We start from the raw sequence: 16,911 nt of genomic DNA on the forward strand, positions 1-16,911 counted from the left end.
TTAGACTGCGCAATCGCAGGCGTCAGTAGTTCAGAATCACTTCAAGGTGCGCCTGCCTCGCGACACCGCAGCGATCGCCGTGAACTGACTAGGCCGCTCGGTTGTCACCTGATCGTGCCGGGCAGTCATTCCGGAGAAGCGGACTCGATCAGCAGCAGTAGTGCGTACGCGGCGATGGACTTCGCATCGGAGATGGTGCCCTCGGTGATGAGGCGCTCGACCTGGGACCTGGTGAACCAGGCCGACCGCATGTCTTGTTCCTCGGGTTCCGGCTGAGGACTCGCTTGCGTGAGGCCTGTCGCCAAGAACACTTTGCACTGCTGGCTCAGGGTGCTCGGCATCGTGTCGAGGCTGCCCAGTGAGCGCAGAGTGGTGGCGATCAGCCCCGTCTCCTCACGCAACTCGCGTGCCGCGACCGCGCTCGCGTCGATGTCGGACTGGTCGGTGCTGCCCGAAGGGAACTCCCAACGGCGACCAGCCACCGGGTAGCGGTACTGCTCAACCAGGCGCACCCGGTCCCCGTCGAGGGGGATCACGAGCGAACAGTCGGCTGATTCGACCACGCTGTAGTCGCCACTTGAGCCATCCAAACGGCGAACTCTGTCTTGGCGCACGGACAGCCACGCGTCGGCGTACACCTGCCTGCTGCTGAGCATCTCCACATGAGCCAGTGTGCACCAGCCAACGAATGTCTACCGCGCGAGTAGATCTTGACAATGACAACGGTTTGTCAATCTTCGCTGCATCTCGACATCTGTCGAGACGCAGGAAAGATTGACGGGACTCAGCCGGGCGACTTTAGCGGATCAGGGCCTTGGCCGGACTGCGGGCAAAGTGCACGCGGACTATCTGTGGTAGCCCTCGTCGTGTGCGCAGCAGTTGTCTGCACACGTGTCGCCTGTGGTGACATCAGGGCTGGAGTTCTGTAGTGGGGTCGGCGCGCAGGCACAGCCCTCGCCGCGCCAGGCCTCGAGTCCTTCCCGCGCGGCGACCGCGGCGATGACCAGCCCTGCGATCGGGTCGGCCCAGGACCAGCCGAGTGTGGCGTTGAGGATCAGGCCGACCAGGAGTACCGCGGAGAGGTAGGTGCACAGCAAGGTCTGCGTGGAGTCGGCTACCACAGCGTTCGATCCCAGGCTCTTGCCGGTGCGCCGTTGTGCCCAGGACAGGAACGGCATGATCACCAGCGATGCTGCGGCCAGCACGATGCCGACGGGCGAGGCGTCGGGGTCGTGGCCACCGACCAGGGCACGCAGGGACTCGACGCTCACGTAGGCGGCGAGCGCGAAGAAGGAGAGTGCCATCAGTCGAAGAGCGCGGCGCTCCCGTGACTCGGGCAGGGGGTGGCGGAACTGCCACAGGATGATCAGTCCACTGCTGACCTCGACCACGGAGTCGAGCCCGAATCCGACCAGGGCGATCGACCCGGCCACGAGGCCGGCGGTGATGGCGATGACCGCTTCAATCACGTTGTAGGAGACCGAGGCGGCCGCCAGGAGTTGGGCCCGACGACCGAGTTGCCGGCGTCGGTCGGGGTCGTCCACGTACGTCGCCACGTGGACGTGACTGCTCATCGTGCGACTCCTTCGCCGTAGGTGGGGCACAGCACGACTGCGTCGCCGGTGGCCGCGAGCAACTCCTCGGCGGCGGCGAACACTCTCAGAACCGGGTCGGGATGGGTCAGCGAGAACACCGAGGCACGACCGGCCGGACGGGACTCCACCAGGCCGCAGTCGCGCAGGCATGCGAGGTGTTTGGAGACCGTGGACTGGGCCAGTCCGAGGTGGGTGGTCAGCTCGGTCACGTTGTGCTCACCGAGCAGCAGGTGACGCAGGATCGCCACTCGCGACGGGTCGCCCATGCCGCGGAACAGGCAGGCCGCGGCGCGGGCTGCGGTGGTCTCCTCGAGCCCTTGGGAGGGTTGCGCGGTCATCGACTCTATCATCGCCATGTGACGATATTAACGCCATATGGCATGTTCTGCCACAGGGTATCCATGACGGCGATCGACTGAGGCGTGGGCGATGCGGGTTCGCGAGATTGATCTATACCCCCCGGGGGTATATGGTGAGGTGAGTCTTTGAGAGCCAATTGATGGAGGGAATCGCGATGCCCAGCCCTGGCGAGATCCACGCTGACCAAGATGTCCACCACGACCACCAGCACCCGGTTCATCACGACGCTTCTGCGGGACACAGTGGACATGGTGGTCACAGTGGCGACGGAGGCCATGTGGCAATGTTCCGTCGGTTGTTCTGGGGTTCCTTGGTGGTCGCGGTGCCGACGGTGCTCTTGTCGGGAATGTTCGCCGATCTCCTCGGGTATGAGCTTCCCGATGTTCCCGGCGTCGACTGGGTTTCCCCGGCACTTGGGACGCTTCTCTTCTTCTGGTTCGGCCGTCCGTTCCTGATGGGTGCTGTGGAGGAGATCCGGGGCCGTCAGCCCGGGATGATGTTGTTGGTGGCGCTGGCCATCACGGTCGCGTTCCTCGCGTCGTGGGGCGCCACCACGGGCCTGCTGGCGCACCACCTCGACTTCTGGTGGGAGTTGGCCTTACTGGTGGTCATCATGTTGTTGGGCCACTGGGTGGAAATGCGTTCCCTGGCACGGACCACCTCGGCGTTGGACTCGCTGGCGGCGCTTCTTCCCGATCAGGCCGAGCGTCTCGAGGGCGACGAGGTCGTTGTGATTGCGCCGGGTGAGCTGGTTGTCGGCGATGTCGTGATCGTTCGTCCGGGCGGGAGTGTGCCCGCTGATGGTCGTATCGTCGAGGGGTCTGCCTCGGTGGATGAGTCGATGATCACGGGAGAGTCACGCGCGGTGCGTCGCGCGGGCGGGGACCACGTGGTGGCCGGGACGGTGGCCACTGACTCCGGCCTTCGCGTGGAGGTCACTGCGACCGGTGAGGAGACCGCTCTGGCGGGTATTCAGAGGCTTGTTGCGGACGCACAGGGTTCCGGGTCGCGGGCGCAGCGCTTGGCTGATGTCGCGGCGGGCTGGCTCTTCTGGTTCGCCCTGGGATCTGGTGTTCTCACCGCCATCGTCTGGGCTGCCATCGGGTTGCCTGATGAAGGTGTCATCCGCACCATCACGGTGTTGGTCATTGCCTGCCCCCACGCACTGGGTCTGGCCATTCCACTGGTCATCTCGATCGCAACCGAGCGGGCTGCGCGCGGCGGGGTGTTGGTCAAGGACCGCCTGGAGATGGAGGCCATGCGTGGGGTCGACACCGTGCTCTTCGACAAGACCGGCACCCTGACCAAGGGTGAGCCCACCCTCGTCGCCGTTGAGCCCGCAGCCGATGCCGACCTCGACCGGGATCGGGTGCTGGCCCTGGCGGCTGCCGCTGAGGCCGACTCTGAACACCCGCTCGCCCGCGCGATCGTCCGCGCCTCGGTCGACGGTTCGGTCGACGTGCTCCGTGCACGGGACTTCAGCTCTTCCCCCGCGGTCGGCGTCTCCGCGACTGTGGAGGGTCGGACGGTTCAAGTCGGCGGCCCAGCACTTCTCGAACAAGTGACCGGCCGCGAGTTGCCCATCTCCGATGAATGGCGCAAGGAGGGCGCAATCATCTTGCACGTCGTCCTCGACGGCACCGTTGTCGGCGCACTGCGTTTGGATGATGAGATCCGGGCAGAGTCCCACGCCGCGGTCCGAGCGCTGCACGAGCGTGGCGTGGAGGTCGTCATGATCACCGGCGACGCCGAGGCTGTCGCCGCGACCGTATCCGCCGAGCTCGGCATCGACCGCTACTACGCCGGCGTACGGCCAGAGGACAAGGCATCGACGGTTGCCTCCCTGCAGGCCGAAGGACGCCGGGTCGCGATGGTCGGCGACGGAGTCAACGACGCACCGGCCCTGGCTCAGGCCGACGTCGGCATCGCGATCGGCGCCGGTACCGACGTAGCCATCGGATCGGCAGGTCTCATCCTCGCCTCCGACGACCCGCGCTCGGTGATCTCGGTGATGGAACTCTCCCGGGCGACCTACCGCAAGAGCGTGCAGAACCTGGCCTGGGGAGCCGGCTACAACCTGGTGGCGGTCCCGCTGGCCGCTGGCGTGCTGGCACCCCTCGGCTTCTTGTTGCCGATGTCGGTTGGTGCGGTCCTGATGTCGGCCTCCACTGTGGTGGTCGCCCTCAACGCACAACTGTTGCGCCGGCTCGACCTCAGCCCGGACGCCGCCGCACCCCTGGACGTTCCCCATCAAGACAAGGGGGACGTGCCGATTCACGACTGATGACACTCCGACCAGCCCCGGCACACCCACTGGGCTTCCCACCCAGCGCTGAGACCACCCACCACTGCCACACCAGGAGAAACACCATGTGCACCGCGTGCTCTTGTTCCACCGAGTCAGAATCTTCGACCGCGACGCCCCCCTCCTCCGCCCAAGCCCCGCAGACTTCCACTGAGTTCACGGTGACCGGCATGACCTGCGGGCACTGCGTGACCTCGGTGACCGGGGCGATCCAGCAGATCGAAGGAGTCAGCGACGTCACGGTCGACCTGGCCAACAGACGTGTCACGGTCATCTCGTCGAGCGGACCCGTCTCCGGTGACGCGGTCACTGCTGCCGTGCGTGAGGCGGGCTATCAGATGGGATAGCGCTCCGCCTATGTGTCCGGCCTCCATGCCGCCCTGACGGTCATCGCGGAGGCCCCGCGACCGGCCACGGGTTGGGTGTGCAGCCCTGCAGGCCCAGGGTCTGTTGGAGCATGACAGGCGCCGGGTCTCCCGCTTCGGGACAGGCCTGGTGGGGGTACCCCAAGGCATGGCCGACTTCGTGGTTGATCACGTATTGCTGGTACTGCTCCAGTGGCCTGTTGAAAGGTGCGGCGCCGAAGAACCAGCGCTTGGCGTTGATGACGACCCGGTCGAGGTTGCGACACGAGACCTCCCCGTTGGTCTCCAGGGGTGCACACAACTCATCGACGGTGGCGGGGGTCGCGAGCAGGATGCGCACCTCGACACCCTCGTCGACCCGCTCGAACTCGTAGTCGCCGATGCCTCGCCAGCCCCGGGAGTCCGCGAGGACGGCCTCGACGGTCTGGGCGAACACCGCGGGTGCAACCTCGAGGCCGCCTTCGACCTCCACCGAGTACCGCAGCGGGTCCGGCCCAGTGCTGGACCCAGCGGATCCCGCGATGCTGAAGCGACCGGTGCCCCGCCCAGGCACGAGCGGGTCGAGGCGCATCGGGCGCGCCATCCTCACCACGCCCGGACCCGGTGCCGCGATCTGGGGTGACTCCTGCCGCGTCGGCACGTCTGAGGCACCCTGGGTGCGGGGCTGGAGTGTCGCTCCAGCCCCCATCCACACGCCCGTGCCGAGGAGCACGACCATCAGGACGGCGTACCCGATCGATGTCTTCCACGGCCCGGGTGCGGCTCGCCGCCCGCGGTGTCTGTGGGTGCCGCTGCGGTGGGCTCCGGTCATTGCAGAGGGATCTCAATGAGGACGCCCATCGTGCGCGTGACACTCATGGGGTAGCAATCCGCACCAGTGGTTCCCAGGTGTTCCCGCCGTCCTGAGACCTGTAGAGGCCTTGGTCGCTTGCTGCGTGCCAGACACGGCCAGCAATGTCGAAGGCGGCGGGCACCCCCGGGACGATCCCGCGGACGGTCCAGGTATCTCCGCCGTCGGTGCTCGCGTAGACCTCCCCGGTGGGGGCGATTCCGGCCAACTCTCCGGGCTCAGGCCAGGCCAGGTACTGCAGCGGCGGCGCATCGCGCAAGGTGGTGGCCGCGCGTTGTCCGAGTCTGCGTTGTTGAAGCCGGCCCGTGGGTGAGGCCACCAGGACCTGTCGTGGGTTGTCCGGGTTGATCACCAGGTCAGTGACCTGTCCCCGGGAGAGCGCCGACCAGCGCTTCTTGTCGGTGCTGGTCAAGAGCTGGTTCGACATGGCGTCGTAGGCATAGATCCGTTTGCCGGCGACATCGAGGGCGTGGAAGTCGGCCTCGCCGAGCAGCGAGAGGCTGGACCAGGTCTCGGCAGCGTCCACCGTCTCGATCAGACCCAGGTGCGGGGGCAGGTCTTCGCGCAGGTCCGGATGTCCGCTACCCAGGAAACGGCCGGGGCCGACGACTGTGAACGCCATGGTGTCCTGCCAGCGGTCCGCGATGCGGGTCAGGGAACCATTGTCTTCAATGCGCATCACGCCGACGTGTGTGGCGGCGTAGAGGGCGCCGTCGGCGGGATCCACGCCGATTCCGTGGACATGCCCGAGGACTTGCTTCTCGGGCTGGGTGACGTTTCTGGTGTCGTTGTTGCCGGCGCAGCCGGCCACAAGGGGTAGGGCGATGAGAGTGGCAGCGAGTACAGAGCAAGCACGCAGCATGGTGCATCTCCAAAAGGGTTCGGGGTAGGTCGAGAGAAGGCGAGGACCTGGGCCGGCCGTGCACGGGGGACACGGCCGGCCCAGGAGTCGTGGAGATCAGGAGGCGAGCAGCTTCTCCATGGTCGCGATCTCGTCCTGCTGGGAGGACTCGATCGACTTGGCCATCTCGATCGCGTCCTTGTTGACGCCCTCGGCCTGCTCAGACTTGGCCATCTCGACCGCGCCCTCATGGTGCTCGATCATCATCTCCAGCCACATCCGCTCAAACTCGGCCCCGTCCGCGGCCTCGAGGGCGGCCATCTCGTCGGCCGACATCATCCCCGGCATCTCGGGGTCCATCTCCATGTCGCCCTCGCCGTGGGCGTTGGCGTGGTCCCGGGCAGTCTCGGGGACCGGCTGGTCCCACTCGGTGAGCCAGTCGGTCATCTGCTCGATCTCGGGAGCCTGTGCGGTGCGGATCGCCTCGACGAGGTCCTTGACTACAGGGTCGAGCTTGCGGCCCATGGTCATGTCGACCATCACCAAGGCTTGGGCGTGGTGCTGCATCATGTCCGTGGCGAAGGCGACGTCCGCGTCGTTGAACTCGCTACCGCCTGCGGCGGTCTTCGTGTCGTGTGCCTGGCCGTGGTCTTCGTCGTTTCCGCACGCGGTGAGGGTGGCGAGGACGACGAGCAGCGCGGTCAGTACTGAAAGTTTCTTGATCATGGGGTTCTCCTGTGGGCGGTACGTGAAGGTGTGGGCGCGCGTCAGCAGCCCGACCGCGCGTTCAGCGTCGGCCGGGTTGCGTGCCCCTCACGTCCGCAGGACAGAGAGCTCAAACAGGCAAGGAGGATCCCGGTCCCGGGTGGCGGTCACCGGGATCGCAGCCACACGCAGCGCTCGCGGTACACGGAACAACACCACGTGTGTAGGTCGACGAAGGACGTATCCGATCACGAAGCCGACCAGGACAGCCAGGCACAGACCGACCATGGCCATACCGCCCCGGGAACCCTTCTCCGGATCGCCGCTCGGCGACTCTGTGAGGGAGGCATCAGCGGACGCATCACCGGCGTGTGACATACCCGGTTCCATGCTCGTCGCACTCGCGCCAAGGCCATCGTTGCCAGCCTCGTGGCCCGCTGCACCGTGGTTCGTGAGCCCGTGCATGGCCAACAGTCCTGCGAGCACGCCAACCAGGACCAGCAGCTTAGCCAGCGACCGGCCGGGGGCGCTCGACATGACCGCGGGGAACCTCAGCATTGAGGCCGAGTGTAACTAGTTCGTCGAGCGCAGTTCACGCATGCTCCGTTACACACGTGATGCCGTGAGCGGGCCGCGGAGTCAGGTGCGTCCCCTGTGAGGGCACCCCGCGGCCCCCTCAGCGCGACATAACGTCAAAAGATTATCTACGGTGACGATCCGACAATCTTCGCTGCATCTCGACAGTTGTTGGGCGGTCAGTGGGCCATGTCGACGAAGCGGCTGTAGTGGCCCTGGAACGCGACGGTAATGTCACGCGTCTGGCCGTTACGGTGCTTGGCCACGATCAGGTCAGCCTCGCCGGGACGGGTCGACTCGCGCTCGTAGACGTCGTCGCGGTGCAAGAGGATCACCATGTCCGCGTCCTGCTCCAGGCTGTTGTGCAGGGCTATTCCTTCGGCCACGAAGTTGTGCACTCCGAGCACGGTGGCGTCGTACACCTCTTGCTCTCCGAGCGACTTCACCGAGGTGATGCTGTCCCAGTAGACGTCGTTCGTGGCGAGCACTTCGAGATCGGCATCGCCGAGGATGCCCGCGATCTTGGACATACGCTGGCGGCTGGGCGCGTGCTTCCACATCGTCGATCCGCAGAACTGGGTGCCCATGGCCGATGCGAACTCCCGGTGCGTCACCTTCTGTTCGGTGAGGAGTTCACGGACGCGGCCCCACACCTCGACGGGAACGGTGTCGAGGTTCGTGTTGGGTCGCACATCACGCAACGACTCGGCCAGCGCACGCGCCTTGTCGCCACGAGCGCCGTGCACGCCGATCTCGTCGCAGAAACGCAGCTGGTTCTCCGCTCCGTAGACATACAGGTGCCATCCGTCGCGGTAGCCAGGCTTGCGCACCCGCTTGATGCGCGTGAACACGTTGAAGCGCCCCAGGAGTCGCGCGAGATCGTCGACCAACCGGCGGCTGGTCGACGCGTAGTAGACGCGGCCGAGGTGGTTCTTCACGTCGTACCCGATCGAACCATCGGTGGCCCAGATGTGGCGGAGGAAAAGGCCCACTTGTTCCTTGGGAAGGCCGAAGACCCATTCGGGCACGAACTTCTCGTGGCTGCGCAGACCGAAGAGACCGTCCTCATCGAGCCACGCAGCAATCGGGTTCCGGCGTCCGCGCGCCAGCCTGTACGGCGCCGGCAGACGCAAGGTGGTGACCCGAGCAGCTTCGTACTCGTCGCGGATCGGTGTGATGCCGAATCGCCTCGACGCCGCCTCGCCGACGGCACTGAGGTTGGCCTCGTCGATGCTCGCGTAGCGAATGGGCTGACGCTTCACGAACGAGCCATCACCGAGCATGTGGGCGAGGATCACGATCTCGTCCTCGTCGCGCGGCGTGATCTGCAGCGGCGGCGGAACGTGGCGGATCGAGCCAATGCGGGCCCCCTGTGCGAGCTCACCCAGGGGCATCCACCCGTCGTACGTCAGGAACGGATGGTTCGCTGTCGCCTTGACCGTGCGACCGGAGGCGAGCGTGAGCTCGAATACCTCCTTGGTTCCGGAAGGGAACGCGTGGGTCATCGTGCGTGGAACCAGCTTGAGTCGATCGTCGAGCGCCCAGACCGGGATGTCCTTGGCGCCGGACTGCATCAGCTCACCGATGGTGACCTCGGCATTGTTGTCAGCCCGCATGATGCGTGTGTCCGCCGTGACGCAGCCCGACTCACGCAGGTCGCTCATCATCGGTCGCTTGTCGGATCGCTGCTCGGGACCACGGTTCAGCTGCGACAGCGCGATGATCGGGACCTCGAGCTCCTTGGCCAGGAGCTTGATCTGACGGGAGAACTCCGAGACCTCGAGCTGACGGGACTCGACCTTCTTGCCCGAGCTCATCAGCTGCATGTAGTCGATGACGATGAGGCGCAGGTCGTGGTTCTGCTTGAGCCGTCGAGCCTTCGACCGGATCTCCATCATCGTCATGTTCGGGGAGTCGTCGATGAACATCGGCGCCGACGAGACCTCGCCCATCTTGCGCGCGAGCTTGGCCCAGTCGTCATCGGTCATGTTGCCGTTGCGGATGTGGTTCAGCGGCACCTTCGCCTCAGCCGACAACAGGCGCATCGTGATCTCGGCCCGGTTCATTTCGAGGCTGAAGAAGACGCTGGTCATGCCGTTGTGGATCGACGCCGCCCGACACAGGTCCAGAGCCAGCGTTGATTTCCCCATGGCCGGGCGCGCCGCAATGATGATCATCTGGCCGGCGTGGAGGCCGTTGGTCAGGTCGTCGAAGTCGGCGAATCCGGTCGGCACTCCGTAGATGCCGCCGTCACGGTTTCCGATCGCCTCGATCTCGTCGAGGACGCCTTCCATGATGTCGACCAGGGGCGCATAGTCCTCGGCGGAACGCTTGTCGGTGATCTTGTAGACCTCGGCCTGGGCGTTGTCGACCATGGCGTCGACCTGGCCCTCGCCGGCGTACCCCATCTGCACGATCTTGGTGCCGGCATCGACCATGCGGCGCAGGATCGCCTTCTCTCGCACGATCTCGGCGTAGTAGCCGGCGTTCGCGGCGATCGGCACGTTGGCCGAGAGCGTGTGGAGGTACGGTGCACCGCCGATGCGCTGGAGTTCTCCGCGGCGCTGCAGCTCGGCCGAGACGGTGACCGGGTCGGCCGGCTCGCCGCGACCGAAGAGGTCGATGATCGCGTCGTGGATGATCTCGTGCGCCGGCCGGTAGAAGTCGGTGCCGCGGATCGTCTCGCTCACGTCGGCGATCGCGTCCTTGGAGAGCAGCATCGACCCGATCACGCTCTGCTCGGCCGCGTTGTCCTGGGGAGGCGTGCGGTCGTTGGACGCACGGGGCGCGTTGCCGGGCTCGTACGACGCTGGGCCGTCACCCCACTCCGGCTCCGGTGGCAAGTCATCGCGAGGGTGGTCGGTCATGCTCATCGTCGCTCCCCTTCTTCATATTTCCGGCCCCGGACACGTCGTCCACTGTGCTGCCACGACGCTAGATGTGACCACCGACAGAACGGCTCCGGGAGAGCTGCAACGGGGACTTCACAAGACGCGGACGTGTGACCGTACGTCCCCGGGACCGTCCACCGAAAGCGCGTTGTCCACAGGCCCCTGGGGATAACTCACGACTCGCCGTGGACGACACGCACCTCGCTGTGCACAGACTGGGGACGCGCCTGTGGATTCACGTGAAACCACGCGTCACACACCGCCTCTGACCTGCGCAAACGCCTCTCCCGACCTGTGGACAGGAAGTTGTTGGCAACTTTCTTTCCAGACGACCACCCACTGGACGGTCCGGTGTTTCTTTGTCGACATGGCGCCCTGGCGCTTCGTCTGCTCACAGATTCCCACCGGTTACACACAGGCCGCTCGCGAACCAGATGTCATGGGCACTAGGCAGTGTGCCTCTTACGTTCGCTAGGCTGCTCCCGTGAGCACCCGCGCCCCGGATCGCAGCGTCGACCGCGAGATCCTCAAGCTCGCGATCCCCGCCTTCCTGGCCCTGGTCGCCGAGCCGCTGTTCCTGCTCGCCGACGCGGCGATCGTCGGACACCTCGGCACTCCGGAGCTGGCCGGCCTCGGCATCGCCGGCGCGGTGCTGCAGACCGCGGTCGGACTGTGCGTCTTCCTCGCCTACGGCACCACCGCGTCGGTCGCCCGCCAGCTCGGAGCAGGGAACCTGCGCGCGGCGATCAGCCAGGGCATCGACGGCATCTGGCTGGCGGTGATCATCGGCGTCGTCACCACCGTGGCCGGCATCCTCGCCACGGACTGGCTGGTCGGTCTCTTCGGCGCGAACGGCACCGTCGCCGACCACGCCAGCGACTACCTGCGCATCGGCTTCCTCGGCACCACACCGCTGCTGGTCATACTGGCCGCCACCGGCGTGCTCCGCGGCATGCTCGACACCCGCACACCACTCATCGCCGCCGTACTCGGCAACCTGCTCAACATCGTGCTCAACTTCGCGCTGGTCTACGGCGTCGGGCCGGTGCCGGCACTCGGCCTGAAGGGATCAGCGCTGGGCTCGGTGATCGCCCAGGTGTTCATGGCGGGCCTCCTGCTGGCCGTCGTGCTCCGCGGTGCCCGGCGCGAGGGCGCGTCCCTGCGCCCCGACCTCCCGGGGATCCGCACCGCCGCCCACGCCGCGGTCGCCCTCGTCGTCCGCACCCTGACACTGCGGGCCGCGCTCCTGGTCACGACGTACGCCGCCGTGCAGGCCGGCGGCGACACCCCGATCGCCACCCACCAGCTGGCGATGACGATCTGGTCGTTCCTCGCCTTCGTGCTGGACTCCATCGCCATCGCGGCCCAGGCGCTCACCGGCCGCTACCTCGGGGCCGGCGACCGCGCCGGCACCCGGGCCATCACCCGACGCATGGTGCAGTGGGGCATCGCCTCGGGCGTGGTCACCGGGCTCGGCCTGGCCGCGCTCAGCCCGGTGATGGGCCACCTGTTCACCTCCGACCGGGCTGTCATCGAGCAGCTCGTCCCGGTCCTGCTCATCGCGGCAGTGGCTCAGCCGATCGCCGGCTACGTGTTCGTGCTGGACGGCGTGCTCATCGGTGCCGGCGACGGCGCCTACCTCGCGTGGGGCGGGCTCGCCGTACTCATCGTCTACACGCCCTTGGCCCTCCTCGCCGACGACCTGGTGTGGCTGTGGGTCGCGTTCGGCTTCGGCTTCATGTTGGGGCGTGCGGTCGTGCTCGGCCTTCGCGCACGAGGTGAGAAGTGGATGGTGCTGGGCGCCACCTGAGTCGCCGTACGACGGCACTTGTGCGCCCCTGTGGTCACTTCGACCCCCGCCGGTGGGGTGCAGAGCGTCATGGACGGGGCGTTACTCGCGGGAGGGGCGGCCACTACAGTTGCCGCGTGACTGACCAGCCGGCCGCGGACCCGGAGAGCCGAAGCCGCCCGGAACGCACGTCGATGACCCCGCTCCAGAAGGTCGCGATGGGCTTCGTCGTCGTCGCGATCGACACCCTCGGACGCTTCGACGTCCTCCCCGACTTCATCGGGTGGGCGATGGTCCTGTGGGGCCTGTCCTCGGTGCGGTGGACCGAGCGCGGACAGCTGCTCGGCATCGGCAGCGTGTGCGCCGTGGTGTCACTCGCCGTCTGGTTCCCCCAGGTCAACGAGCGCGTGCACGACGCCGAGCTCGCGCTCAAGTGGGCCCTGTCGCTGCCCGACCTCCTCTTCATCTTCCTGTTCGCCCGGGCGGTGTGCTCCGCGGCCCGGGCCGGGAAGGACCGCAAGTTCACCGGCCGCTTCGGGGTCATCGGCTGGGTCACCTGCCTCGTGGCCGCGCTGCCGCCGATCGCCGACGCGGCCGACTCGAGGACCATGCTCGGCTACGCCGACGTGGCCTTCGTCCTGCTGTGGCTCTGGCTGATCTGGAACACCTTCGCCGCACACGCCAGGCCGTACGCCGCCGCGCGCGACACCGTCTGACCCGACCGGCCGCGGACGATCGGGGGGCGCAGGCTCGCACCGACCCGATCGCGGCCGAGCGGAGACGGCCGAGGGCGACCACGATCGTGCAGGTGTCGAGTCACGACACCGGATCCGGGCCCGAGGGCGACCACGATCATGCAGGTGCAGAGTTGAGGTCACGGGGAGCGAGCGCGTCGGCGCGACGGTGCGTCGGCGAGTCGACGGGACGCGCCAGGCGCAAGTGACCTCCTGCACACCGGCGGCCGCGCCACCCCCACGCCGGACGTCCCGGCAGGAACGACTGGAAGGCAGGAGCGCCCGGAAATGACAGTCGGCCCGCCACCCCGAAGGGCAGCGGACCGGACTGGTGTGTCAGACAGCCAGCGTCAGACAGGCTCGATCAGCCGGCGACGACGTTGAGCGCCACCGTGGCGGAGACCCCGTCGTACAGCTTGACCGACACCTGGTGCGCGCCGAGGGCCTTGATCGGGTTGCCCGCGACGATCGTGCGCTTGTCGACCTGCTCGCCCGAGGTCTCGGACAGGGCAGCGGCGATCTCGGCAACGGTCACGGCGCCGAACAGGCGGCCACCTTCACCGGCACGGACGGCGACCTTGACGGGCGCGGCCTCGAGCTTGGCCTTGACCTCGCCGGCGTGGTCCTGGTCGCGCAGCGCGCGCGAGGCGCGGGCGGACTTGATGGACTCGATGGTCTTCTCGCCACCCTTGGTCCAACGGACCGCGTCGCCGCGGGGGATGAGGTAGTTACGGCCGTAGCCGTCCTTGACCTCGACCACGTCGCCGGGGGCGCCGAGGCCGTCAACTTCCTGGGTCAGGATGAGCTTCATGTTCGCAAATCCTCTCAGCGACCGGTGGACGTGTAGGGCAGGAGTGCGACCTCGCGGGCGTTCTTGACCGCGATGGCAACGTCGCGCTGGTGCTGCACGCAGTTGCCGGTCACCCGACGGGCACGGATCTTGCCGCGGTCGGAGATGAACTTGCGGAGGAGCGTGGTGTCCTTGTAGTCGACACCGGTCGCCTTCTCCTTGCAGAACTGGCAAACCTTCTTCTTGGGCTTGCGAATCACTGCCTTGGCCATTGTGGTGCTCCCTTTCGTGAAGCCCGGCCGCGCGTCTCAGCGGGCCGGAATGGATGTTGGCTAACGGAAATTGTGGTGCTGTGCGGTCTCGCCACGGTCGCTGTGCGACCTGCTCGACCGACGGATCAACTCAGAAGGGAGGCTCTTCGGACGACACGCCCGGAGCGGCCCACGGGTCGGACTGACCCGCGTTGCCTGCCGGAGCACCGCCCTGTGCCGGAGTGGCCCACGGGTCGGCAGCCGGGGCGCCCTGCTGGGACTGGCCGCCCTGGTTGAAGCCGCCGCCCTGCGACGGACCGCCCTGGTTGAAGCCACCGCCACCGCCGCCGCCACCGCGGGAGGCCCGCGTGACCTTGGCCGTGGCGTACTTCAGGCTGGGACCGACCTCTTCGACGTCGATCTCGAAGACCGTGCGCTTCTCACCCTCGCGGGTTTCGTAGGTGCGGGCCTTCAGGCGACCCTGCACGACGACACGCATGCCGCGCTGCAGGGACTCGGCGACGTTCTCCGCGGCCTGTCGCCAGACAGAGCAGGTCAGGAACAGCGCGTCGCCGTCCTTCCATTCGTTGCTCTGCTTGTCGAAGGTGCGCGGCGTCGATGCGATCCGGAAGTTCGCCACGGCCGCACCCGACGGGGTGAAGCGCAGCTCCGGGTCGTCGACGAGGTTGCCGACCACCGTGATTACGGTCTCGCCTGCCATCTCAGGTCTCCCTTTGTTCTCAGCTGTTTGTGTGTCCGGACCATGGTGTACGCCGGCACCGACAGTGTGAAGGGGTCATCCACAGGGACTTCCCCGAAACACCGGCAAGCTACCGGCGTACGCCGTCACGCCTGGGCGCGAAGGACCTTGGTGCGCAGCACGGACTCGTTCAGGGTGAGCTGGCGGTCGAACTCCTTGACCGTGGCCGGCTCGGCCTGCAGCGAGATGATGGCGTAGATGCCTTCAGCGTTCTTCTTGACCTCGTAGGCGAGGCGGCGACGTCCCCAGACGTCGACGGTCTCGACGGAGCCACCATCCTTGCGGATGACGTTGAGGTACTTGTCGAGGGACGGTTCAATCGTCCGCTCTTCGAGGTTCGGGTCGAGGATGACCATCACTTCATATGCACGCATAGCGGTCTCCACCTCCTCTGGACTCGGCGGCCACGGTCTCTCCGTGGCAGGAGGGCTTTGCGAATGTCAGCGGGATGCACCACTCGGGGGTACAGGGCCACAAGGACAGTGCAGGCTATCAGCGCGCGCGTACGGCGACGAAATCCGCCGACTGGATCCGGGGCCGATCCGGGCCGGAATGTTTGGCCGATGAATGGGTAGGGTGGCCCCCGATGACATCCATGGGTAACACGCCGCTCGCCGGCCGCTACGTGCTGATCGACCAGATCGGCGCCGGCGGCATGGGCTCTGTGTGGCGTGCCTGGGACCTCCGGAACCAGACGTTCGTGGCGGCGAAGGTGCTCGGCCAGCACGACAGCGGCATGCTGCTGCGCTTCGTGCGCGAGCAGTCGGTGCGCATCCGTCACCCCCACGTCGTCGCGCCCAGCGGCTGGGCCGCGGAGGACAACCTGGTCATCTTCACCATGGACCTGGTCAAGGGCGGCTCCATCCAGACCCTGCTCGGCGACCACGGCAAGCTGCCCGAGTCGTACGCCGCGGTGGTGCTCGACCAGACGCTCCAGGCCCTCGAGGCGGTCCACGGTGCCGGAGTCGTGCACCGCGACGTCAAGCCGGCCAACCTGCTCCTCGAGCCGACCGGCACCCGCCGTCCGCACCTGCGCCTGGGCGACTTCGGTGTCGCCGCGCTGATCGACGAGGTCCGGCTGACCCGCTTCCCCGGCGCCATCGGCACCGACGGCTACATGGCCCCCGAGCAGGCCCTCGGCGCCTCTCCCGAACCCCAGCAGGACCTCTACGCCGTGGGCGTGGTCGGCATCCAGATGATCACCGGGCTCAGCCCGCGTCACCAGAAGGGCGCCCCTGACGGCAAGTACAAGGAGTTCCTCGAGGCGCTGATCCAGGAGGACTCCGAGGCCCGGCCGGCCAGTGCCTCCGAGGCGCTCCAGATGCTCCGCGAGATCGGCGTACCGCCCGGCACCCCGTGGCAGAACGACTCCGAGCCGCCCGAGGTTTTCAACCAGCTCAATGACGTGGCGCCGCCGCCCCCGTCGTACTACCCGTCCTACTCGACCGGCCAGATGGGCTCGACCTATCCGACGCCGACCCCGTTCCCCGGGGCCGGCCAGGCACCCACGCCGTACGGCCCCGCATCACACGGCTCGGGCTCCCACGGTTCGGGCAGCCAGGGGTCGGGTGCCCCCGGTTCAGGCGGCCAGGGGTCGGTCGGCCACGGTTCGGTGGCCCAGGGCGGCTTCGTCCAGGGTTCACGGGCGACGTCCGGGCAGGGACGCCACGCGGGTCCCCAGTCCGGCGCGCACTCCGGAGCGCAGTCGGGTGCCAACTCGGGCGCGCACTCCGGATCCAACTCCGGAGCCCAGGGGGCAAGCTCGGGCGCCCACTCCAGCCCGGGCAGCAACGCCGGGCCGACCTCCGCCGGCCGCACGGCCTTCGTCGGCCCGCCGATGCCCCAGCCGGTGACCGGCTACGACGTCACCCGGCGGTCCGGTGCGGCCACGACCGGCGGCACCAGTACCGCCCTGATCGTGGCGATCGTCTGCTTCCTGGCCGCCATCGGCCTGGCCGGCAGCGCGATCTGGCTGGTCGTGGCCTGACGCCGACGCGGTTCGCGTCAGCGGTTGCGCAGTAGCACGAGTCCGACGACGGTCAACACCGCCGCGGCCGCGATCAGGCTCCAGATGAGCGCCCACGGCTCGCTGGCCAGCA

17 protein-coding genes are annotated in these 16,911 nt (G+C 67.4%); 5 read left to right on the forward strand and 12 right to left on the reverse strand.

Annotated features, from left to right (window positions below; translation table 11 throughout):
- Positions 1-125: 125 nt before the first annotated feature.
- The 3 genes from ASD66_RS17230 to ASD66_RS17240 form a co-directional block, all read right to left on the reverse strand.
- A complete protein-coding gene (locus ASD66_RS17230) occupies positions 126-656 on the reverse strand; it encodes an NUDIX domain-containing protein (protein WP_056685201.1) in 531 nt (176 codons plus the stop codon).
- Positions 657-845: 189 nt separating this feature from the next.
- Positions 846-1,574 (reverse strand): cation diffusion facilitator family transporter, encoded by a 729-nt coding sequence (locus tag ASD66_RS17235; RefSeq protein ID WP_082563899.1) that lies wholly within the window; start codon positions 1,572-1,574, stop codon positions 846-848.
- Positions 1,571-1,933: an ArsR/SmtB family transcription factor gene (locus ASD66_RS17240; RefSeq protein WP_056684076.1), complete on the reverse strand. Its 363-nt coding sequence runs from the start codon at positions 1,931-1,933 to the stop codon at positions 1,571-1,573. The genes ASD66_RS17235 and ASD66_RS17240 overlap by 4 nt, the downstream gene beginning before the upstream one ends.
- 305 nt (positions 1,934-2,238) lie before the next feature.
- On the opposite strand from ASD66_RS17240, the gene ASD66_RS17245 reads away from it, so the two are divergent.
- Together ASD66_RS17245 and ASD66_RS25375 are read left to right on the forward strand one after the other, a co-directional pair.
- The gene (locus ASD66_RS17245; RefSeq protein WP_056684079.1) at positions 2,239-4,239 is read left to right on the forward strand and encodes a heavy metal translocating P-type ATPase; all 2,001 of its coding nucleotides are present in this window, start codon (positions 2,239-2,241) and stop codon (positions 4,237-4,239) included.
- A gap of 182 nt (positions 4,240-4,421) precedes the next feature.
- Entirely contained in the window at positions 4,422-4,607 is a 186-nt protein-coding gene (locus ASD66_RS25375; protein WP_056684082.1) for a heavy-metal-associated domain-containing protein, read from the forward strand.
- Between the two features lie 40 nt (positions 4,608-4,647).
- On the opposite strand, the gene ASD66_RS17255 is transcribed toward ASD66_RS25375, so the two are convergent.
- The 5 genes from ASD66_RS17255 to ASD66_RS17275 form a co-directional block, all read right to left on the reverse strand.
- Positions 4,648-5,436: a DUF3152 domain-containing protein gene (locus ASD66_RS17255; RefSeq protein ID WP_056684085.1), complete on the reverse strand. Its 789-nt coding sequence runs from the start codon at positions 5,434-5,436 to the stop codon at positions 4,648-4,650.
- Positions 5,437-5,479: 43 nt separating this feature from the next.
- Positions 5,480-6,337: a F510_1955 family glycosylhydrolase gene (locus tag ASD66_RS17260; protein ID WP_057294154.1), complete on the reverse strand. Its 858-nt coding sequence runs from the start codon at positions 6,335-6,337 to the stop codon at positions 5,480-5,482.
- A gap of 96 nt (positions 6,338-6,433) precedes the next feature.
- Positions 6,434-7,042, reverse strand: a complete 609-nt coding sequence (locus tag ASD66_RS17265) for a DUF305 domain-containing protein (RefSeq protein ID WP_056684091.1) — start codon at positions 7,040-7,042, stop codon at positions 6,434-6,436.
- Positions 7,043-7,129: 87 nt separating this feature from the next.
- A complete protein-coding gene (locus ASD66_RS25720) occupies positions 7,130-7,579 on the reverse strand; it encodes a DUF6153 family protein (protein ID WP_056684094.1) in 450 nt (149 codons plus the stop codon).
- Between the two features lie 197 nt (positions 7,580-7,776).
- Positions 7,777-10,470, reverse strand: coding sequence for a replicative DNA helicase (locus ASD66_RS17275; RefSeq protein ID WP_082599576.1), 2,694 nt, complete (start codon positions 10,468-10,470; stop codon positions 7,777-7,779).
- Between the two features lie 502 nt (positions 10,471-10,972).
- On the opposite strand from ASD66_RS17275, the gene ASD66_RS17280 reads away from it, so the two are divergent.
- Together ASD66_RS17280 and ASD66_RS17285 are read left to right on the forward strand one after the other, a co-directional pair.
- Positions 10,973-12,298: an MATE family efflux transporter gene (locus ASD66_RS17280; RefSeq protein WP_056891697.1), complete on the forward strand. Its 1,326-nt coding sequence runs from the start codon at positions 10,973-10,975 to the stop codon at positions 12,296-12,298.
- Positions 12,299-12,414: 116 nt separating this feature from the next.
- Positions 12,415-12,993 carry a hypothetical protein gene (locus ASD66_RS17285; protein ID WP_156388762.1) on the forward strand — a complete coding sequence of 193 codons (579 nt, stop codon included), beginning with the start codon at positions 12,415-12,417 and terminating at the stop codon, positions 12,991-12,993.
- 382 nt (positions 12,994-13,375) lie between these two features.
- Here the strand turns inward: ASD66_RS17285 and rplI are convergent, their stop codons facing one another.
- From rplI to rpsF, 4 genes are all read right to left on the reverse strand, one after another.
- Positions 13,376-13,822, reverse strand: a complete 447-nt coding sequence (rplI, locus tag ASD66_RS17290) for a 50S ribosomal protein L9 (protein ID WP_056684102.1) — start codon at positions 13,820-13,822, stop codon at positions 13,376-13,378.
- Positions 13,823-13,836: 14 nt separating this feature from the next.
- Positions 13,837-14,073 (reverse strand): 30S ribosomal protein S18, encoded by a 237-nt coding sequence (gene rpsR / locus ASD66_RS17295; RefSeq protein ID WP_017933521.1) that lies wholly within the window; start codon positions 14,071-14,073, stop codon positions 13,837-13,839.
- Positions 14,074-14,203: 130 nt separating this feature from the next.
- Positions 14,204-14,773, reverse strand: coding sequence for a single-stranded DNA-binding protein (locus ASD66_RS17300; RefSeq protein WP_056684105.1), 570 nt, complete (start codon positions 14,771-14,773; stop codon positions 14,204-14,206).
- A gap of 125 nt (positions 14,774-14,898) precedes the next feature.
- Positions 14,899-15,186, reverse strand: coding sequence for a 30S ribosomal protein S6 (rpsF, locus tag ASD66_RS17305; protein WP_056684108.1), 288 nt, complete (start codon positions 15,184-15,186; stop codon positions 14,899-14,901).
- A gap of 212 nt (positions 15,187-15,398) precedes the next feature.
- Here rpsF and ASD66_RS17310 point away from each other — a divergent pair, with 212 nt between their 5' ends.
- Entirely contained in the window at positions 15,399-16,799 is a 1,401-nt protein-coding gene (locus ASD66_RS17310) for a serine/threonine-protein kinase (protein ID WP_082599577.1), read from the forward strand.
- Positions 16,800-16,911 lie beyond the last annotated feature (112 nt).

The sequence above is a fragment of the Nocardioides sp. Root151 genome (assembly GCF_001427925.1).
Lineage (GTDB): Bacteria > Actinomycetota > Actinomycetes > Propionibacteriales > Nocardioidaceae > Nocardioides.